This is a genomic window from Terriglobus sp. 2YAB30_2 (assembly GCF_052114765.1).
Lineage (GTDB): Bacteria > Acidobacteriota > Terriglobia > Terriglobales > Acidobacteriaceae > Terriglobus.
On the sequence record NZ_JBFRFJ010000008.1, the window covers coordinates 298,180 to 319,210 of the forward strand.

Genomic DNA, 21,031 nt, shown 5'->3' on the forward strand with positions numbered 1-21,031 from the left:
CTGAGGAGTGATGCATGAAATACGCTGCCTGTGCAGTGCTTGCCTTCATCTGTGCGCAAACCAGTTTTTCGGCCGTCACACCTGAAGACTACGAGCGCGCCGCGAAGTTGAATGAGAGGTACGGAGACCTGACGGAGAAGGTGGTCCGCGGCGCCCATTGGGTCCAGGGCGAACATGTGCTGCTGTATGACAAGACGGTAGCAGGCGGCGGTCACCAGTTCTTTCTCGCGGATGTGGAAACAGGGAAGAAGGAGTTGGCCTTCGACCATGAGCGGATGGCCACAGCGCTGAGCGCTGCTACACACGAAGAGGTGAAGCCGGGGCAGCTTCCACTACGCGATGCCAGGCTGGAAGGTCATCGAAGCAGCCTGGCGTTCCGCATCGGCTATACGCCGTGGCGATGCGATCTGAAGAGTTATGCATGCAGGCGGGACGAAGATGGCGCTGATGGCGGTAGAGAGTCCCCTCGCAGTCCCGAGAATCGCAGTATCCCATCACCCGATAGGAAGTGGGAGGCTTTGGTCGTGAACTTCAATCTCATGGTCCGCAGTGCTGATGGTAAACAGCGCCTGGCCCTGAGCACAGATGGGTCAGAAGGAAATTACTACGATCTGGATACCATCTCCTGGTCCCCCGACTCATCGAAGCTGGTGGTTTACCGCATTCGTCCCGGTTATCACCGCACCATCCGATTTGTGCAATCGTCGCCCGCGACGCAACTGCAGCCTCTCTATCCGGAGATTCCGTATGCCAAGCCGGGCGATGTGCTGGATCTCCAGCAGCCAGTGTTATTCGACGTAAGCACAGAGAAACAGATCGCTATCGCGAACGATCTATTCCCGAATCCGTATGAGCTTTCGCAGGCACGGTGGTGGCAGGACTGCCGTGGATTCACCTTCGAGTACAACCAGCGGGGACATCAGGTCTATCGCGTGATCGAGGTGGATGCCGCTACCGGAGCTGCCCGGACGCTTGTGAACGAGACCAGCGAGACCTTCGTGGACTATCGTTCACTGATCCCGGAGCAGCAGGACACAGGCAAGGAGTATCGCCGCGATCTCGCTGACGGGAAAGAGATCCTTTGGGCATCGGAGCGGGACGGATGGGAGCATCTGTACCTGTTGGACGGCCGGACCGGAAGCGTGAAGAACCAGATCACGCGGGGCGATTGGGTTGTCCGGTCTGTCGATCGCATAGATGAAGAGAAACGCACGATCTGGTTTTCAGCAAGCGGAATGAACGCGGGGGAAGACCCTTATTTCGTGCATGCCTATCGCATTGGCTTTGACGGAACGGGCCTGACATCGCTTACACCCTCCGCTGGCAATCACAAGGTCGCGTACTCAGAGGACGGAACACTGTATTTCGACCTGGTAAGTACAGTGGAAGATCCTCCGGTGCTTACCRTTCATCGCACAAGTGATTGTTCTCTGGTGTCAGAGCTGGAACGGGGGACTCTCGACAAGCTTAAGGCCGCCGGATGGCATGCGCCAGAACCATTTCATGCGCTGGGACGGGACGGCAAGACAGAGATCTGGGGCGTGGTGTGGAAGCCGGCGAACTTCGATCCGAAGAAGCGATATCCCGTGGTGGAGAACATCTATGCAGGGCCGCAGGGATCATTTGTGCCTAAGATATTCTCCACCCACGCGGAGCCGTTGACTGAGCTGGGATTCGTTGTGGTGCAGATCGATGGCATGGGCACTAACAATCGATCGAAAGCCTTTCATAACGTGGCCTGGAAGAACCTGAAGGATGCGGGCTTTGAGGATCGCATCCTGTGGCACAAAGCGTATGCGAGCAGCCATCCCTGGTACGACATCACCCGCATGGGAATCTTCGGGACCTCGGCCGGCGGGCAGAGTGCGATGGGCGCTCTGTTGTTTCATCCGGAGTTCTACAAGGCCGCGGTCGCCAACAGCGGATGTCATGACAACCGCATGGACAAGATCTGGTGGAACGAACAGTGGATGGGGTGGCCTATTGGTCCGGAGTATTCTGCCTCGTCGAATGTAGACAACGCCTGGCGCCTGAAAGGGAGGCTGATGCTGGTGGTCGGTGAGATGGACGATAACGTCGACCCCGCCTCAACATTCCAGGTGGCAGACCGTCTGGAGATGGCCAATAAGGTATTTGACCTGCTGTATGTACCCGGCGGGAAACATGGCGCCGGGGGAGCCTATGGGCAGCGCAAGCTTGAGGACTTCTTTGTGCAGGCGCTCTATGGTGACCGTACTCCGGAATGGAATGCGATGGAAAAACCGGCGAAGCCATGAGTGGGCCGAGGGGGTGGTCTCGCCCTCCAAGAATGGGACTCAAAATCGTCTAAATTTTTGTATTGAGTTTTGTACACAATTAACGACATAATCGGGTCACGTTGTTAACAAAGCTGTCATACCGCCGCTAAGCGGTGTTGTCTGTTTCTGGTCTCTCCCCCCATCCCTGTCTCGGGTTCGCAGAATACGCAGTCTCGCTGTTTCTGAAGGAGGTCGTATGTTGATACGAATTTCAGGGAAACGTTTTCCCGAAGCCTTTCTGGCTGTTCTTCTCTTCTTGTGTTGCAGGCTGCATGGACAGTCTGGAACGCAGGGCACTGTCTCGGTAACCGTTGCGGACGCTACCGGTGGCGTTGTTCCCGCAGCCAGCCTGGAACTGACGGCGCTTGACACCAATATCACTCGTAAAGCGGCAACGGAAGGCACAGGAGCCTTCAGCTTCGTCAACCTGCCGATCGGAACCTATCGCCTGAATGTCTCCTCACCTGGGTTCTCTACGACTCGGGTCGACACCGTCATCGTGCATGCATCGCAGGTCACACCGGTTGCGGTGGTGTTGCAGATCGGTAGCACGAACGACACGGTGAATGTGAGCGCGGTGGCGACCCCGCTGCTCGATGTGAGCTCGAACTCGCTCGGCGCGGTGATTGATCTGAAGGCAATCGAAGTTCTGCCAATCGTTGGCCGCGACCTGACGTCGCTGGCGCGGCTCACGGCAGGCTATGCCGGATCGCAGGACACCAACGGCAGCCAGATCGGCGTGTGGAACGGCCAGCCTTTGACGAACCAGGGTGTGAACATCGATGGTGTCGTCGGCGCGGCCTCGCGCGGCAAGTACAACGGCAATGTGCAGGCGGCGGCCTCGCCCCGCGTGGAGAATATCGCGGAGATGTCCGTTCAGAGCGATCAGATCGATCTGGACCAGGGCTTCGGCCGCTCAACCATGCAGTTGAGTTATGTCACGCGCTCTGGAACCAACGCGTTTCACGGCAGAGTGTACGTAGACACACGCAACTCCGGTCTGTTCGCCAATACCTATGCCAACAATGCCGCCGGCGTCCGTAGAGCCAAGGTCATCTATAACGACTTTGGCGGCAGTCTAGGCGGACCAATCCTCAAGGACAAGCTGTTCTTCTTCGGTAGTTTCTCGACGCGCCGGCAGCCATATAACCAGACGAACAGCAACTCGTTCCTAACCTCGACGGCACAGAATGGCAACTTCACCTATACCGGTACGGACGGCAACATCTACACGCGTAACCTGTTCACGCTGGCGAAGAATTACAGTGCAGCGCTTCCGACGTCGGTAAACTCGGTGATTGCAGGCCAACTTTCGGCGATCAATAGCTCGCTCTCGTCCGGCAGCACCATTGGAACCAGCGACGCGAACATACGCTCGATTCTCTGGAATTCTCCAGCGCCCTATATCTACTACTACCCCACAGTGCGTCTGGACTATGCAAGGTCCGAGAAGACGCACATGTATCTCACCTGGAATATGTCGCAGGTGAAGCAGGCGGGCTCATACGCACCTCCATTCCCGGGTAGCTCATTTCAAAATCAGAACTCCGGATATCAGAATCGTTCCTTCACCGTCGGATATGGCCTGGACTATCAGATCAGTCCTCGGATGATGAATCAGTTGAAGCTGGGCTATCTCTATACGGTCAACCGCTATGCGCAGGATGCACCGTCACTCTACGCAACCAACCCGACGATCTACTGGGGGCTGGATAACTGGGGCAGCGGCAGCATGTCAGGGCAGACCTACACGTTGCCGACCTCAAACTTCTATCCGGTACTGAACGCCTCCGATTCGATCAGTTGGCAGAAGGGATCACACTCCATCAAGTTCGGCGGCATGTGGAACCGCGAGCAGGATCACTACTGGAATCCGCCGGCCGGCTTTGACAACATCAACCTGGGCCTTGCAGCCGGTGACCCAGCGAACAACGCCTTTTCCAGCTCGAGCCTGCCGAACGCCAGCCCGGACAATCTGAACGAAGCGCAGCAGATCTATGCTGTCCTGACGGGCCGCATCAACTATGTCAACGGCAGCTACTCGTATTCGCAGAAGACGGGCGACTATCTCAAGGCTGTCGGTGCCTACAACCTGAACGAATTGCAGACGGCCTGGGGATTGTTCGCGCAAGACTCCTGGCGCATCTTCCCGACCCTGACGCTGAACTACGGTATGCGCTGGGACTTTACCGGCGACAACCACGACCTTACCGGCGCCTATCACTCGTTGACCGAGGCGTCGGTGTACGGTCCCTCCGGCGTTGGCAACCTCTTCCGTCCAGGATCGCTGCAGGGAACCAGCAACCCTCAGTTTGAGACACGGCCGCATTCCTATGCTCCCTGGAATGTTTCGCCTCAGCCGCAGGTTGGCTTTGCCTGGAATCCGCGAAACCAGGAAGGCTTCCTTGGAAAGCTCTTTGGTCAGGGAGATACGGTGATCCGCGGTGGCTACGGTCTACGGCGCTTCACTATGCCGCAGCAGTACTACTGGAACAACTCCTCGTCCTACGGAGCGTTCTTCTATCAGAGCTTCTATCTGAATCCAAATACCTCGGGGCAGACAGGCACCTTTGCACCCGGTTCTCTTTCCCTGGGGAATACCCTACCGGCACGCGGCCTTTCACCTGCAAGCTATCTGCGTACAGAGCCGTTGGCCGACTTCACCTTCCTGAACTCGATCTCGGCTGCGGGCATGGATTACAACATCAAGCAGCCATATACGCAGAGCTGGAATTTTGGTTTTGAGCGGAAGTTTGGAAACCGCGCCGTCGAGGTACGATACGACGGAAATCGGACGCTGCACCAATGGTTGGCGATCAATCCCAACGAAGTGAATGTCTTCGAGAACGGCTTCCTGGCGGAGTTCCAGCGGGCGCAGGCAAACTACGCTGCGAGTGGTGGCACAACCTTCCATGGCAGTAACAAGACCTCAATCTTTGAGGCCGCCTTCGCCGGTGAGCCCTCCGGAACCTATGGAGGCGCGGTCGACTACGAGAACGCCGATTATCTGAACTACGTCAAAACGGGGCAGGTCGGCGCGTTGGCCAATGTGCTGAGCGGCATCTCGGGAACGACGACCTACTTCTGCAATCTGGTAGGATCTTCCTTCTCGCCCTGCGCCAACAACGCCGGATACACCGGCGCCGGCGCGGGCTATCCGATCAACTTCTTCCAGGCGAATCCATATGCCGCGGGCACCAGCACCAGCCTGATGAAGGCTGTGGGATATTCGAACTATCACTCGCTGCAGCTGGACTTCCGTCAGCAGAACTGGCATGGCTGGGTCTTTGATGCGAACTATACCTTTGGCAAGGCGCTAGGGATCGGTTCGACGCAGAACTATACTGCGGGCGCAGACAACCTGTTGACTTTGCGCGACCTCAGCAAAGGATACGGACCAACGCCGTACGACATTCGTCATGTCGTGCACCTTACGTCGTCGTATGATCTGCCGTTTGGAAAAGGAAAGACGTTCCTCAGCTCGAACAACCTGGTCAGCCGTCTTGCAGGCAACTGGACCCTCGGATCGATCATGATTATCCAGACCGGCGCTGCGCAGCAGATATTCGGCGGTAACGCGACGTATAACGACTATGCCGACGGCGGCATACGGCTGGTCGGTGTTACTGCGAAGGATCTGCAGCGTGCGGTTGGAGTTCACCGTGTGCCGGGTAAGACCTACGCCCGGCTGCTGGATCCGAAGTATCTGTCTGCCGGCGGAGCCAACCAGAGCTACATTCAACCGAACACTACGCCGGGCACCATCGGTGAAAGGCTCTATCTATATGGTCCACGTGCGTTCTATCACGACATGTCCGTCTCCAAGAGCTTCCCGGTCCATGAACGTATTCAGGTGAAGCTGCAGAGTGAGTTCCTGAATATCTGGAATCACCCTGTCTTTGGAAGTACACCTAACTCGTTCGGCAGCAGTGTGCAGAGCACGAACTTTGCCAACAGCGGAGTCACCAACCATCCTCGCTGGATCGAACTACGCGGCAACATCGAGTTCTAATCGAGCAACAACAAAGTTGCCCGGCACGCCAGGCGTAGAGCCTCCGTGCCGGGCATTCCTCTTCTTTCAACACAGTCGACGAATCACGAACAGGCTGCCGTGGTATCAAAGAGTACGTCATACAACGCGGTTGCACAGAGGGCAGTGAATGGAGCAGCAGCATCTGAAGCGGGAGAGCGAAGGCGCCGAGTTCCGCAAGGCATTAGGTCTGTTCGACTCTGTAATGATCGTGGCCGGGGTCATGGTGGGCTCCGGTATCTTCATCGTCAGCGCGGAGATCACGCGGCAGTTGGGCTCAGCCGGCTGGCTGATGGTGGCGTGGTTGATCACCGGAGTGCTGACCATCGCCGGGGCTCTCAGCTATGGAGAGCTGGCGGCCATGATGCCATCAGCCGGTGGCATGTATGTCTACCTGCGGGAGGCGTTCTCACCGATCTTCGGGTTCCTGTATGGCTGGACCCTGGTGACAGTGATTCAGACCGGCACCATCGCTGCCGTAGCTATTGCGTTCGCGCGCTTCAGCGGAGGGATCTTTCCTGCCATCTCTGAGAAGCAATATCTGATCGCACCGATCCATCTGGGATCGTCGTATGCACTTTCGCTCTCGACAGCACAGGCGTTAGCGCTCGTGATCATTCTTCTCATCGCGTTGATCAACACCTATGGGGTCGAGTGGGGCAAGCTGATCCAGAATGTTTTTACTGTGGCGAAGCTCACAGGCATGGTGGCGCTGCTGGGCCTGGCGGCATACGCGTTCCTGCGGAACCCGCAGATCTTCCATGCGAATTTTGCGCGAGCATGGACTCCAATCCATGTCACCGCCATCGGCAGTACGGAGATTGCTACGGCGTGGGGCATGCTGGTGGCGCTGTGTGTCTCGCAGACCGGTTCGCTCTTCTCGGCGGACTCCTGGCACGACATCACTTTCGTCGCAGGAGAGGTGCGTAACCCGAAGAGGAATCTTCCACTGTCGCTGGCGATTGGAACCTCGCTCGTCATTGGGCTTTATCTGCTGTGTAATCTTTGTTACCTCGCAGTGCTCCCTGTCGAAGGGATTCAGACCGCATCGCAGGATCGTGTAGCGACACTCGTGGTGGATACTGTTCTGCCTGGAATCGGCAAGCTGGCCATGAGCCTGCTGATCATGGTCTCGACCTTCGGCACAGTCAATGCGCTAACCCTCGCAGGAGGTCGTGCCTATTACGCAATGGCGCAGGACGGATTGTTCTTCCGGCGCGCCGGTGTCCTGAACCGGGCGCGGGTCCCGGGATGGGCTCTCGGATTACAGTGCCTATGGTCGCTCCTGCTGGTACTGCCACGGACCTACAACGCAGCTACGGGAGAGTATGGCAACCTCTACAGCAACCTGCTGGATTACGTAATCTCGGCGGCGCTGCTGTTCTATATCCTTACCGTCGCCGGACTCTTCCGTTTGCGAGCGACGAAGCCGGATGCAGTACGGCCCTATCGCTGCTGGGGATATCCATGGCTGCCGGCATTGTATCTGGTAGGAGCGGCGATCGTGCTGGCAGTGCTCTTCTGCTATCGCACATCAACCACATGGCCTGGCCTGATCATCATTTTGAGTGGCATCCCGGTGTATGCACTGCTGCAGCGCAATGCTTCGAGGCGTAACCTCGGTGAGGCTGTTACGGAGTAGTCTGTGGGTACCTCAGCGGCTAAAGCCGCATACTTCGCGGCTTGCGCGCGGCATGGCTGAAGCCATGCCCTTAAGCAAAACAAAAGAGGCAAAGGCATAAGCTTGTTTATTGTTCGCGCAACGCGCGAATGCCTTGCTTAAGGGGACGGCTTCAGCCGTCCCATATAGAACCCGAAACACATGCGGCTTTAGCCGCTGAGGTACCCCGTCGGCTGGCGCAATCAGCGTGGCGTCGTCAACGATATCGTAGTTTCGTCCGACGAAAGGGAAACAGTGCGTACTTCCTCAGGCTTCTCCGTCGCCTGAGTAGAGATGTGCAGCTTCACTTCTTTGACATAAGCGGTCGCAGACGCTAGGTGAACCGTGACCTGATGCGTCGAGGTGTCATACTCCACCGCCGTAAATGCTCCGCCGTCAAGAGTGAGCCACTGACCGGTTGGAGCAAGAAAAACACGCTGTCGCGCTGAGTCAAGCACAGCAAGCCGGACGATGTTCCCGTGGATCGTCACGTTGCCGCCGAAAGCAAGCCAGCCCAGCGAGGGATTCTGCATGAGATATGCACCGGTGTTGAGCGCATGGCCGAGGAAGTTCGGACCGTAGTCGCCGGTATATGGGTCGTACTGCATGCGATCGGGATATGAGTGAAACGCCGCAGAGCCGAAGCCCTTCTCATCGATGTTCGCAAGCGGACCCATGACGCCGCCGTAACCCGCGCGCAGCAGATAGAGATCGCCAGGATGGACGCGATACTCGCTGAGCAGCGGAATTGCATTCAAGCCTGATCCGTAGTGATGTAGCTGACGCTCGATGCGCGGATACTTCCCGCCATAGAGAAAGTCCCAGTAACGGCGGGCGCTGCCGTTATATCCCCAGGAGGGTACGACCGGCGTATAGGCGAGGATGGCATTGAGCGTAAGGTCGGCCTTTTCTTTGTAGCCGAAGTAGCGTGTCCAGGCGTAGACCTCTTCCTGCCCGGTCGAATCCCATGGCATTTCGCTGCCGAAGGGATACGGCTCGTGACTCCACTGTTGTGCGCGTTCGCGCATCCAGCCTTCCAGCGTAGAGGCTTGTTCGGTCCAGCCTTCCATCTTCAGATCGTGGAGCAGCAACGTGAAGACGGTGCCTTCCATCTGGCCGAACTGCGTGTAGTACGGCGCCTGCGACCGCATGGCCATGGTGGTCTCATATGCGTGATCGAGATACCACTTCCAGTCCTGCTTTGACGTAAGGCCAGAGGTATTACGCGCGATGCGGTAGAGGGACCAGTATGCAGCGACGACATGCGGATAGTTGAATGAGCGGCCCACGTCGGCAGCATCCTTGCGATTCCAGCTGGTCCACGTGCCCCAGTTCATCGACGTGTCGTAGTACCCGGCGGGCATCGCGTCCGGCTGGTAGTAGAAGAGGCTCTTGTGAACACCGAACTTCTGTGGGCCTTCGCTCTCCTGCAGGTGACCCCAGACGGTTTGATTCACAAAGGCCTCGAGTTTACGAACCTCCTCCGGATCGGGTGCAATGGCTTCCTTCATCGCTGCCGCCAGCCACGACCCTGCTCCGCCTTCATCGCTCAGTCCAGCGATCCATACGCGAGACTCCTGAGAGAGCTGTTTGCCGGCATCGTTGTCGTAGCTGATGACGGAGGGCGAGCGATGGAATGGATCATCGGGCTGCTCAAACCACTGCTCGTGAAAGAGAAAGCGGCCGAGATCGGCGACCGTCTGTGTCTCCGGCTTGATGGTGCGATAGGCGATGGTCTGTACATTGCCATCCCCATAGGTGATGCGTAGTCGAACTCGTCCCCAACGAAGACCACGAACGGTGTAGGCCTGCGTCTTGCCGTCGGGCGCCAGGCCATCGTGATGGAGAGAGAGTGCGCCTTCCGGCTCGCTGACGATGCTGGTGACTGGACTCGCCGAACGAAGGAAGAGCCGGCCATCCGTATCCTGCGGCAGGATGTATCCGGGAATGCCGATGGCGACCGGACGTCCGTGAGCTGTGAGCGTCGCTTCAATCTCGCGCAGCGATGGAGCGACGAACAGATGCAGCGTATAGGTGACACTCTTACCCGGCTGAAGCACAGCTTCCGTCGGTTGGTTCCACTGCTCGGCGCCCTTCCAGTCGGTGTCGGCGAAGCCCGCGGAGTGGATCATCCACTCATACGAACCTTCGAAGGTCATACCGCGTTGCGTAGGATCGTTGAGGAGCAGGCCTTCACCACCACGGGTGACACGCTTATCGAGGATTGGCCTCCAGGCTTCCAGTGGCGCATGGCCCTCGGGCGCGATCAGAAGCGCGGGGCCTTTGCCGGAGAGACGTGCAACCTGAACATAGCCGGCATCCCGACCGATGTAGGGGTCATAGAAGGAGCAGGTCGTGTAGCTCTGTTCGAGCGTGCGACCGTTCATGATGTTGTTGAAGACCATCGGAACGCCAGTGCCGCCAAGGTGAACAACTTTGTGCGTGCGATTGGTGAGCGTGTAGCTGAGATAAATCTCGCCATTCCGAATGGACCACTCCCGTACGATACGAAGCGGAATCTCTGCCGGAAGCGTTGCTGCAAGGTCAGCGCGGAACACCGCTGGTGTGCTGGCGAGAACCTGAACAGGCTTGCGGCGGTAGGCGGTCGAGTAGTCCTTCCATTCGGTAGAGGCATCATCGCGAAGCCGCAGATCGAGGTCGCCCAGATGGTAGAAGGTATCCGCCGAGCGAGACGTGAGCAGGTCGCCGGGAGTGTAGTCCAGCATCGGATCTGCCGCGGGCCTCAGCTGTGCCACGGTGCCGGAGTAGGCAAGCAGCTCCAACGTGAGATCTTTCGCTTTCAGCACCACGCGGCCGCCATCGAGCATGGGGCCAGGCGGAAGAGGCTTGGGAGGCTGTGACCAACTCAGGGTGCTGCTTACGAGCGAGGACAACAGGACAGCACGAGACAGGCGGAACAACGGAGAGAACCTCACTGCGACTCCTGAAGCTGTATTCAAAGGGGGAGGGCTAACCTTGCGGGGGCGGCTGCATGGAGGGGATGCAGCCGCCGTCTGCTGACTTACGCCTGCTGCAGAACAGGGAACGGAGTGGATTTGACCGAAGGACGGTTGGCCATTGCCGTTGCCAGCACTGCCTTCACCTCTTCAAGCTCTGCGCCAACGATCTCGAGCCGCGGCGGCCGGACCCTGGCTGTGCCAGTGCCGGTCTGCTCCTGAACCCACTTGATGAGCTGGACGAACTTCGGCACGGTGTCGAGGCGGAGCAAAGGCAGGAACCAGCGATAGAGCTCGAAGGCCTCCTGATGTTTTCCCGCCATTGCAAGCTCGTAAAGCGCGACGGACTCAGCGGGGAAGGCGTTGACCAGACCTGCGATCCAGGCACTGGATCCGGCCGCAATCGCTTCGACGATTGCGTCATCAACACCGGTGCAGATGGTAAGGCGATCATCAAGGATGGCGCGGATCGCGGTCACGCGGCGCACATCAGTGCTCGATTCCTTGATGGCGTGCAGGTTGGGGAACTCCTGCGCCAGCTCTTTCAGCTGCTCCGGAATGTAGTCGGTCTTATAGGCAACCGGGTTGTTGTAGAGCATGCAGGAGAGCTTCGTTGCCCGGATGATCGCCGCGATGTGAGCCTTCATCTCGCGCCAGTCGGTGCTATAGACGTAGGGCGGAAGCACCATCAGGCCAGCGCAGCCGAGGTCTTCTGCTTCCTTTGCCAGACGAACGGCGGCTGCCGTCGAGAGAGAGGAGATGCCGGCGACCACAGGAGTTCCGGTCTTCTCTGAAGCGCGAAGCGCCGTCTCAAGAATGGCCACCTTCTCGTTATGTTCCAGCGTTGCGCCCTCTCCGAGAGAGCCAAGCATGACCAGGCCGGTGCATCCGTTTTTCAGCATCCACGATGTGTGCTGGAAGAGCAGTTTGTGGTTGACGGCGAGGGAGGGTTCAAACGGCGTGGTGACTGCGGGAATCACTCCGGTCCACTTCATAGAGATCTCCTAACGGGCTGATGGTGCGTTGAGCGAAGAGGTTTCGTCGCAGAAGGCAGCGACAGGAATCGGAAAAAGAGGTGTGCGGACAGAGGTTGGCTGCCAGCCGAAGAGCGCCTCTGTTGCGGGGCCGCAGATGCGGCCCTGGCATGGACCCATGCCGCACCGGGTATGGAGTTTGGCGTCTGTCCAGTTGGAACGCGTCTGCAGTTGGCCGAAGGTGACATCTTCACAACGGCAGACGATCGTCTCCTGCGAAGCGAGCCTGAGCACTTCAGAACGAAGCCGGAAGGCGTGCGTCAGACGGCGGCCAAACGCAGCTTCCTTTGCGCGGCGAGTGAGCAGGCGCATCGGGAGGGGACTGCAATCTGCGGCTGCAAGTCCTGCGATCTCCCCTTGAACCTGTGCGGCATCAACACCCGCGATGCCAGTGGGTTCACCCGCACAGTAAATGCCGGCGACCGAAGTTTGCTGTTGCGAGTCGACCTGGACAAAGCTGCTTTGAAGTGTGCATCCCAGCAGTTGAGCGAGCTCGGTATTCGGTACAAGATGAAAGCCGCAGGCAAGCAGGTCGCACTCAACCGTCCATGTCCGCCGGCCGTTAGTCAGTGTGACGGAGCGCAACACCTCACCGCCCTGCGCCGCGACCGGCCAGCAGGCTGTCTGGTACGGAGTGATACCAAGAGTCTTGCGGTAGCTTGCACCCTGCAGCAGCTTACTCGGACTGCGCAAGAGCGATGCTGCAAAGGGCAACATCTGGAAGAACGACGCCTGTTCGGCGACGGTGACGATCGAGGCCCCATATTCCCGCAGATGAGCAGCGACAGCGAGTAGCAATGGACCTGTTCCCGCGACAACGATCCGCTTTCCTGCAACTGGATATCCGCCTTTGACGAGAGCCTGCAGACCCCCAGCACCGAAGACTCCCGGCAGGGTCCATCCAGGAAAAGGGAGAAAGCGTTCTCGCGCACCGGTAGCGAGGATCAGGCGATCCCAACGATAGGTCTCAAAATGGCCTCCGGCCTCGGCCAGCAATGTGGATGGCGAAGGTACATCGACGATACGGCGGCCGGGAAGCAGAGCGGCTCCGGAGGTGTGAAAGGCTGCTATCGCGTCGCCACGCGCGGGGTCCTCGTGGTGGGGCCGCGTGATATCCGCACGCCAGATCTGTCCGCCGGCTGCGGGGTTGTCGTCGAGAACGGCAACACGGCAGCCATTGCGCGAAGCCGCGGTTGCCGCGGCAAGGCCGGCGGGACCGGCTCCGATGACCAGAACATCTGCCGGCTTCATGGCTGGGTCTCCACGCGCATGCCTTCCTGGCATACGGTCTGGCAGGTGCGAGTATGCGGAACTCCGTTGACGACGGCGCGGCACTCAAGACAGATTCCCATGCCGCAGAGTGCGGTGCGGGGCTCGCCCGTAATTGAAATACGGCAGGGCGCAGATGCCATCAACAATGCCGAGCTCAGCATAGAGCCGGCAGGCACAGAGATAGGCGATCCATTCACATGAATGACGACCTGCTGATCAGGCATGAACCGCCTCCTGCTGGATACGCGACGGTAGATACGCCGCAGCATCGATGACCGATGCTCGGCCAAGAAGAGCATCAATGGCAAGTACGGCTGCTCCGGGCGCATTGGTGATACCAAGTCCCTCGAAGCCCATGGCAAGAAACAGCGTAGGATCCGCCGTTGGTCCAATGAGCGGAAGCTTATCCGCCGTCGCAGCGCGATGGCCGGTCCACACGCGAATCCCCGAAAGCCCTTTCAGGCAAGGCATGTATTCGATGGCGCGTTCGAGCATGCTCCGAAGTATGGCGTGGTTGATCTCGCGGCTCTCGTCGCCGTACTGACGCGACGAGCCGATCAGCAACTGGCCGGTAAGCCGGGGCTGGATGTTGAATGCCACTGAGTCGGCCGTGAGCTTATGCGCGCTCTTCAGATAGCCGAGCTCAACCAACTGATGGCTCACCACGCCGGGGTATCGGTCGGTGATGAGCAGATGGCCCTTTCGTTTTTGGATAGGCAGCGACGGCAGCAGATCGATAGAAGCACCGCTGGCAAGGAGAATCCGCTCCGCTTCGATGGAGGTGCCGTTCGCAAACTGAACACGCCCTTTGCCGCAACGCACAACCTCATGGTCGGAGAGAAACACAACGCCCAAACGCCGTGCTTCGGAGAGGAAGTATTCCGTGGCTACCGGAGGATAGAGCACTCCATCGTCAGGAACCAGCAAAGCGCCGGCGAGCCCGGAGCGAAGATATGGCTCAGCCTCGGCCAGTTCACGAGGATCGAGAACCTGTGAGGCGATGCCGGCGCAGGCGTAGGTCGTCTGTTTCGAGAAGACCTCGGCCATCTCTTCGTCATCGGCCGCGATCCACAACGTGCCTCGTGACTCATACTCCACACCTGCGGGAAGTTCCGGAGCCATGGTTCGCCACAAGGATCGTGAGTAAGCCGTGAGTGCAAGTTGGGCCGGGGAGTCGTCCATCACGACAACGTGGCCCATGCCGGCCGCAGTTGTTCCTCCACCGACGACGCCGCGTTCGACGATGACCACCCGCAGGCCGGCGCGTGCAGCTTCCAGTGCGCACGCGCAGCCGACGATACCGGCGCCGACGATGACGAGATCAAAACCAGGCATTAGAACGCGATTCCTTTACCGAAGGGATCGCTGGAATCGAAATAAAGCTTCGACTCCGCCGTAATCCACGCGCGTCCGCTGATGGTCGGAATAACCTGATCGCCGTGTGAAACAACGGAGCCGGTAAATACCGTCCCAAGAATACCTTCTTGTTTCCACTGCTGCCCTTCTGAAAGTTTGCCTTCCGCGTGCAGGCAGGCTAGCTTCGCGCTCGTGCCCGTGCCGCAAGGGGAGCGGTCAAACGAAGCGCCCGGGCAGAGGACGAAGTTGCGGCCGGAGTTCGCTGGGTCTTCCGGTGCGGAGACCAACTCGATGTGATCAATCAGTGCGCCATCGGCTCCGGTGATACCGTTCGCGATCAAAGCTTCGCGTATTGCTGTGGTGAGTGTGACCAGGGGACTGCGGTTGGCGGCGATGAGATCCTGACCGTGATCGGCGACGAGGAAGAACCAGTTCCCGCCCCAGGCGATGTCGCCGGTGAAGGTGCCGTAGCCGGGAACATCGACACGGACTGCTTCGCGATACCGATATGCGGGCACGTTGCGCACAGAGACGCTGCCATCTGCATGCAGTTCAGTGTGAACATCTCCAACGGGAGTCTCGATCAGGTGCTTACCCGGGCCAATGCGCCCGAGATGAGCCAGCGTGATAACAAGACCAATCGTGCCGTGACCGCACATGCCCAGATAACCGACATCGTTGAAGAAGATGACCCCGGCCGCGGCATCAGGATTGACGGGCTTACAGAGCAATGCTCCGACCACGACTTCGGAGCCGCGGGGCTCACAGACGACGCCGCTGCGGAAATGATCATGCTCAGCCTGAAACCGCGCCCGGCGTTCGGTCAGCGGTCCGGAGCCCAGGTCTGGTCCACCTTCAATGACAACACGGGTCGGTTCCCCGGCCGTGTGTGAGTCCACGACGGAGACGAAGACAGGCAGTGGCGATGGCATGCCTGAATTGTAGACGAAGTTGGATACAAATACGCCTTTTTCATTCAGGGATGCCCGCCCGGCCATCGTGCGCTACAGTAAGGATTGAGAGAAAGATACGTGAAGAAAACCGCTGCTGGGCCAACAAAAACCAAGACTACCGCGGTGCGGACGGTATCTCCAACAGGCGAGCGAGAGAAAGCCGAGCACGGCACCAGTCTGCTGACTGCGTTCCAGGAGATTCGTGAGCTGATTGTTCACGGCAAGATGTCGCCCGGGACGTGGATTGTGGAAGCGGACCTGGCGGAGCGTCTGGGCATGAGCCGTACGCCGGTACGGGCGGCGATCCACTGGCTGCAGCGCGAAGGCTATGTGCTGGAGCAGCGGAACGTAAGCAAGTCCAGGATGATCGTCTCTCCGCTGACGAAGGAAGATGCCAACGAGCTCTACTTGATTATCGGCAGGCTGGAAGGACTTGCGGGTCGCGGCGCGGCGCAGGCTTCGGCGGAAGACCGGGAGAAGCTGGCGGATACGCTGGAGAATCTCAACCACAAACTGGCCGCAATCTCCAAGGGCAAGGGACGTACGGCAGATATCTTCGACGTGGACCGCGACTTCCATCGCGCCATTGTGCACGCCGGCGCAGGTCCGCGGCTTGCTACACTGCACGGCGCGGTGGAGCCGCAGGCGGAACGTTACTGGCGCCTGTATGCCAGCTCCATCATCACCGATCTGCATATGTCGGTTCGCGAACATGCCGCCATCATCGCGGCGGTGCGTCGCGGCGATGCCGATGGTGTAGAGGCCGCGTTGCAGAACAACTGGATCAAGGGCGCGGACCGGCTCGGGCACGTCATCGACATCTTTGGAGAGCGCGGTAGCTGGTAACTCTAGAGCATTTTCCCTGTTGGGTGGGTCGCCCGACAAGGGTGTGCAGTGGCGTTTTCATTGCGGAAAACGCCCATAGATGCGGAAACCCTACTCTACACCTACAGGAAAAATGCTCTATCGACCCAGGCCTGCGAGTTCCTCATAGAGCGCAGCCGGAATGTGCACGCCTTCCACAAGGCTCCTTTTGCGGGCGATATAGCGTCTCTGTGATGGCAGCCGCGCGCCCTGCCCGACAATCTGCTGAAACAGCGCCTCCGCCTGATCGGCTGAGGCAGGGGTGTCGCTGAATCTGGAGCCGTCAATTGCCAGGATGAGTTCGCCTCCAATCGGCGCTGCACCCGCACCGTCATCCATCAGGAGAGACTCTTTGCTGGTGAGGTCTCCGATGAGAGGACCGGCGAGCAGTTCCACCATCAGCGCCAGGGAAGAACCTTTGTGACCTCCAAACGGCAGCATGGCTCCGGCGGCAATCGCAGCGGGGTCGGTGGTAGGGTTTCCATCGCGATCAATGCCGCAACCGGGAGGGAGCTGTCTGCCTCCGCGGCGATGAAGTTCCAGCTCTCCGCGCGCGATGGCGCTGGTCGCGAAGTCGAAGACGAAAGGATCTTGCCCCGGCCGAGGCCATCCAAAGGCAAGAGGATTGGTACCGAACAGCGGCTGTGTACCACCGGCGGGCGCCACCCAGGCATGGTTGGAGGTCATTGCAATCGCGACCAGATTTTCGCTGGCAATGGCTTCCACCTCCGGCCAGAGGGCGGCAAAGTGGGCACACCGGTTGAGCGCCAGCGCCGCGATGCCACAGCGGCGAGCCTTCTCGATTAGCAGCGGGCGACCGGCTTCGAAGGCGAGCTGTGCGAAGCCGCCATCGCCATCCACGCGGACAAGTGACAGCCCCGGCTCCGTGACGGTGGGTTTCGCATGCCGGTTGATCTTCCCAAGCTGCATACTGCGGACCACGGAGAGCAGCCGGTAGATGCCATGCGCACCACAACCATCGCGTTCTCCCGCAACCAGCGTCTCCGTAACTCCAGGAACCTGCGCGGCGGAAAGACCGTTCTCAAGCAGGATTCTGCTGGCGAAATCTCTCAGCTCGTCGAGGGACATGTGAATCGTAGCTTTGTCAGTTGTCTGGTTCATCCGCGAAGCCTTTTAGAAAAACAAAATCGTATACAAAACGATAGAATCATTGTATCGCTATGAAGCACGTGGCCTGCTGCCTCACCCTTGCCCTTCTCGGTGGTTGCGTTGCATTGCGGCCGCAAACGGTTCGTGTGATCCATAGCAAAGGCAATCCTATCCTTGCGGATGGTCAGTATTACTCAGCCGACCCGGCGCCGCTGGTAGCAGGTGACACGCTCTACATTCTTGCAGGCCGCGATGAGGCGCCTGCCGATGTGAATGACTTTGTGATGCGGGAGTGGCAGCTGCTGTCGACGAAGAGCGTCTCATCCGGTGCTTGGATGCACTATCCGGCCATCCTGCGGCCCGAGACGGTGTTCTCATGGGCAGAGGCCGGGCATGCCTATGCCGGTCAGATCATTGCTGGAAGAGATGGCCGTTTCTATCTCTACGCGCCGGTACAGCAGGCACACAGCAGCAACCAGGATCCCTTTGCCATCGGTGTCGCAGTTGCCGACAGTCCTCTTGGACCTTGGAAGGACGCGCATCCCTCGGGCCCTATCGTCTCGCAGTCGATACCGGAGCCGAACACGATCCAGAACATTGATCCAACCGTGATGGTCGATGACGATGGCCGCGTCTTTCTCTATTGGGGCACCTTTGGCAGGTTGCGTGGTATGGAGCTCGAGCAAGATATGGTGACGCCGAAGGGACCGGAGATTTCGGTTACGGCTCTCAAGGGTTTCTTTGAAGCTCCGTGGCTGTTTCGACGCGGTGATACCTATTACATGATCTATGCGGCGAATAATGCCGGCCCTGATTCCAACTGCACCCGTGCGATCTATCACGCATGCATTGCCTATGGGACAGCAAGCAATCCTCTGGGCCCATGGACCTATCGCGGCGTGCTCCTCGATCCGGTCTCGAGTACTACTTCGCATCCGGGCGCGATTGCCTTCCAGGGGAAGTGGTACCTCGTGTATCACACCGCAGATGCAAAGGGCGGCGGGCATTTCCGTCGTAGTATCGCAATCGACGAGATGCGATGGGATGACAGCTCCAACCCGGCCCGTATCGTAAAGGTGAAACCGACGCGCGCTCCTGGCCCACCGCCTGTTGTTACCAGAAATATCGCTCCCGTGGCAGAGGCACATGCCTCCAACGAACCGATCCCGTTGCAGTATGCGCTCGCAGCATTGAACGATGGCCTCGTCCGTAAGAATCCTTTACCGCCGGATATATGGGCATCGTGGTCTCTGCACAACCCACCAACGCAGTGGATCGAATATGACTGGCCTCACCCGGTGCAATTAAACGGATCGCGAATCTGGTTCTGGAACGATCAGCCTGCCGGATCGAAAGTCGGTGTCGCACCGCCCGAATCCTGGCATCTTGAGTATTGGACAGGGAATCACTGGCAGCCCGTTGAGGATGCCACCGCTTACGGAACGAAAGCCGATGCTGTGAATGAAGTGAGTTTCCGAACCATCAAGACGCGATGCCTGCGTAGCATCTTCCATGCATCGGGCGAAGGCGAAACCTATGCCGCTGTGGCCATACAGGAGTGGGAGGCACTGGCGCCGCATGCGGCAATGCCGCAAAAACAGATATCAGCATCTCCCTCTCCGATCAGCCGTTGTTCTAAGGAATAACTACTGTAGAGAAGTTGGCTGACGCCTGGTTCGTTATGGATGACAAATTTTTTGCCAGGACATATTCACAAATTCGATTTCACTGCGGAGTTATAGAGCGGGCCTTCAGCCCTTTAACACCTCGGGGCCGGAGACCTGGGGCGTTGCCCCAGGCTGGTATAGAACGCGCCTTCAGCGCTTATACACCGGGGTCTCTCACTCGTTCATCTCAGTGAACGTGTTCGCTGGGATGAACGCTCACAGTCGGGTGGGAAAGGAATTCCCTAAGACTCTGCTGGCTAGGATGGTGAAGTGAAGAGCTCGCCTCGCCCCTATCGCCGCTCAGGTGGTTCCCACGCCCAATCCGGCAACGGACCATGCTGGATTCTCGGCGCGGCTCCCGGAGGCGTGATCCTGCTTGCGGGCCGGCTGCGAAGCTCGGCATACTGCGTGCGAGTCGTATCCGGGAACGATTCAAGCTGCCGGTCGATCTCGGCGAGCAGACGCTGCACAACATCACTATGACGATCGGCAATATCGAAACCCTCCATCGGATCTGATTCGAGGTTGTACAGCTCCGGTTGCGGCAAAAGATAATGCTCCCGGCCCATTCCCTGATCGTTGATGTAGATCTCGCCGGTACCCTGCGCAACGCGGAGCTTCCACGGCCCGGATCTGATTCCATGCACCATCTCTCGTCCACCCGCAGGCGAGAAGTACAGCACAGATCTCTCCTCCATGGTCTTCTGGTGCAGGAAAGCGGCAGAAACATCGCTGCCATCGATAGGAAGTCGAGGCGTGTCCAGGCTGCACCATTTGGCGAGTGTCGGTAAGACATCAAGGTGGCTAGTCCATGCCTCGCATGTCACTCCCGCAGGGACGTGCTTTGGCCATCGAACAAGAAAGGGGACACGCACGCCACCTTCGAAGGTAGAGCCCTTGCGCCCGCGAGTATTGCCCGGCGAACCCTGAAACCACGGCCCGTGATCGCTGGTGAAGAGCACGATCGTGTCGTCGTGCTGTCCACCTCGCTTGAGAGCGTCCATCAGTCGGCCGACACTCCAGTCAATCTCTTCGACAGCATCTCCATAGGCGCCGAATGCCGAGCGTCCTCGAAAGGCCTTCGATCCTCGCGCCGGGTCATGCGGATAGGAGTAGGCAAGATAAAGAAAGAATGGTTCGGATGCCCGCTGTGTAAGTAGCTTGAGTGCCTCTTCTGTGTAGCGTGGCGTGAGCTCATCACGATCCGTGTCGCTCTCCAGCGTGTCGCCGTTTCGCATCAGCGGGAGCGGCTGCATATCGTCGCTATAGGGAACGCCATAGAAGGAGTCAAAGCCTCGATCTGTCGGGAGATATCCGGCTTCATCGCCCAGATGCCATTTGCCAATGGCGTGCGTACGATAGCCCTTAGCCTTGAACAGGTTCGCAAGTGTCTGCTCCTCCCGTGCCATGGCAACTTTGGCATGTGGAAACAGAGCGCCCGGCGTGTGGCTGCGAGCCGCATAGCGGCCAGTAAGCAGCGCAGCTCGCGATGCCGAACAGATTGGATGCGCTGCATTATGCCGGGCGCATCGAACTCCTTCCTCCGCCAGATGGTCCAGGGTTGGAGTCGGGAGCTTCGATCCGTATGACCCGAGGTCTCCATATCCCAGGTCATCGCAGATCATGAGAAGGACGTTTGGCTGCTTCCTCTGTGGGGTCGCAGTGCTGTGGAGTCGTTGCGATGCACTTGCCTCAGCCTCTACTGATACCGCGGGTGCGAGGATTGAGGCCGTTAGCGATTTCAGGAAATCTCGTCTGTTATTGCTCATGTCTTCCACAGGGAATTTTAGAAGTGGAGTCTGGGGCGTGCTGCCGGACAACCTCTGTGTGA

Annotated in this window: 13 protein-coding genes; 5 read left to right on the plus strand and 8 right to left on the minus strand. The window is 58.7% G+C overall.

The window, feature by feature from the left end:
- Positions 1-14: 14 nt before the first annotated feature.
- The 3 genes from AB4Y89_RS14125 (at position 15) to AB4Y89_RS14135 (ending at position 7,969) form a co-directional block, all read left to right on the plus strand.
- Positions 15-2,276 carry a prolyl oligopeptidase family serine peptidase gene (locus AB4Y89_RS14125; protein WP_442301574.1) on the plus strand — a complete coding sequence of 754 codons (2,262 nt, stop codon included), beginning with the start codon at positions 15-17 and terminating at the stop codon, positions 2,274-2,276.
- Positions 2,277-2,493: 217 nt separating this feature from the next.
- Positions 2,494-6,309 carry a carboxypeptidase-like regulatory domain-containing protein gene (locus tag AB4Y89_RS14130; protein ID WP_442301575.1) on the plus strand — a complete coding sequence of 1,272 codons (3,816 nt, stop codon included), beginning with the start codon at positions 2,494-2,496 and terminating at the stop codon, positions 6,307-6,309.
- A 148-nt stretch (positions 6,310-6,457) separates the two neighbouring features.
- A complete protein-coding gene (locus AB4Y89_RS14135) occupies positions 6,458-7,969 on the plus strand; it encodes an APC family permease (protein ID WP_442301576.1) in 1,512 nt (503 codons plus the stop codon).
- 221 nt (positions 7,970-8,190) lie between these two features.
- Here the strand turns inward: AB4Y89_RS14135 and AB4Y89_RS14140 are convergent, their stop codons facing one another.
- The 6 genes from AB4Y89_RS14140 to AB4Y89_RS14165 all read right to left on the minus strand — a co-directional run bounded on the left by AB4Y89_RS14140 (position 8,191) and on the right by AB4Y89_RS14165 (position 15,538).
- Positions 8,191-10,923 (minus strand): DUF5695 domain-containing protein, encoded by a 2,733-nt coding sequence (locus AB4Y89_RS14140; RefSeq protein WP_442301577.1) that lies wholly within the window; start codon positions 10,921-10,923, stop codon positions 8,191-8,193.
- A gap of 86 nt (positions 10,924-11,009) precedes the next feature.
- Positions 11,010-11,939, minus strand: a complete 930-nt coding sequence (locus AB4Y89_RS14145) for a dihydrodipicolinate synthase family protein (protein ID WP_442301578.1) — start codon at positions 11,937-11,939, stop codon at positions 11,010-11,012.
- 9 nt (positions 11,940-11,948) lie between these two features.
- On the minus strand, positions 11,949-13,229 hold the full coding sequence (locus tag AB4Y89_RS14150; RefSeq protein WP_442301579.1) for an NAD(P)/FAD-dependent oxidoreductase: 1,281 nt from the start codon (positions 13,227-13,229) through the stop codon (positions 11,949-11,951).
- Positions 13,226-13,474, minus strand: a complete 249-nt coding sequence (locus AB4Y89_RS14155; protein ID WP_442301580.1) for a (2Fe-2S)-binding protein — start codon at positions 13,472-13,474, stop codon at positions 13,226-13,228. Before AB4Y89_RS14155 ends, AB4Y89_RS14150 begins: the two co-directional genes overlap by 4 nt.
- Positions 13,467-14,585 carry an NAD(P)/FAD-dependent oxidoreductase gene (locus tag AB4Y89_RS14160; protein WP_442301581.1) on the minus strand — a complete coding sequence of 373 codons (1,119 nt, stop codon included), beginning with the start codon at positions 14,583-14,585 and terminating at the stop codon, positions 13,467-13,469. Before AB4Y89_RS14160 ends, AB4Y89_RS14155 begins: the two co-directional genes overlap by 8 nt.
- Positions 14,585-15,538, minus strand: a complete 954-nt coding sequence (locus tag AB4Y89_RS14165; protein ID WP_442301582.1) for a proline racemase family protein — start codon at positions 15,536-15,538, stop codon at positions 14,585-14,587. Before AB4Y89_RS14165 ends, AB4Y89_RS14160 begins: the two co-directional genes overlap by 1 nt.
- Before the next feature lie 99 nt (positions 15,539-15,637).
- On the opposite strand from AB4Y89_RS14165, the gene AB4Y89_RS14170 reads away from it, so the two are divergent.
- Positions 15,638-16,405 carry a GntR family transcriptional regulator gene (locus tag AB4Y89_RS14170; RefSeq protein WP_442301583.1) on the plus strand — a complete coding sequence of 256 codons (768 nt, stop codon included), beginning with the start codon at positions 15,638-15,640 and terminating at the stop codon, positions 16,403-16,405.
- A gap of 117 nt (positions 16,406-16,522) precedes the next feature.
- Here the strand turns inward: AB4Y89_RS14170 and AB4Y89_RS14175 are convergent, their stop codons facing one another.
- Positions 16,523-17,545: an Ldh family oxidoreductase gene (locus tag AB4Y89_RS14175; RefSeq protein ID WP_442301584.1), complete on the minus strand. Its 1,023-nt coding sequence runs from the start codon at positions 17,543-17,545 to the stop codon at positions 16,523-16,525.
- A gap of 59 nt (positions 17,546-17,604) precedes the next feature.
- On the opposite strand from AB4Y89_RS14175, the gene AB4Y89_RS14180 reads away from it, so the two are divergent.
- Complete coding sequence (locus tag AB4Y89_RS14180) at positions 17,605-19,179, plus strand: family 43 glycosylhydrolase (protein ID WP_442301585.1); 1,575 nt, start codon at positions 17,605-17,607, stop codon at positions 19,177-19,179.
- Positions 19,180-19,490: 311 nt separating this feature from the next.
- Here the strand turns inward: AB4Y89_RS14180 and AB4Y89_RS14185 are convergent, their stop codons facing one another.
- Positions 19,491-20,969: a sulfatase-like hydrolase/transferase gene (locus AB4Y89_RS14185; protein ID WP_442301586.1), complete on the minus strand. Its 1,479-nt coding sequence runs from the start codon at positions 20,967-20,969 to the stop codon at positions 19,491-19,493.
- Positions 20,970-21,031 lie beyond the last annotated feature (62 nt).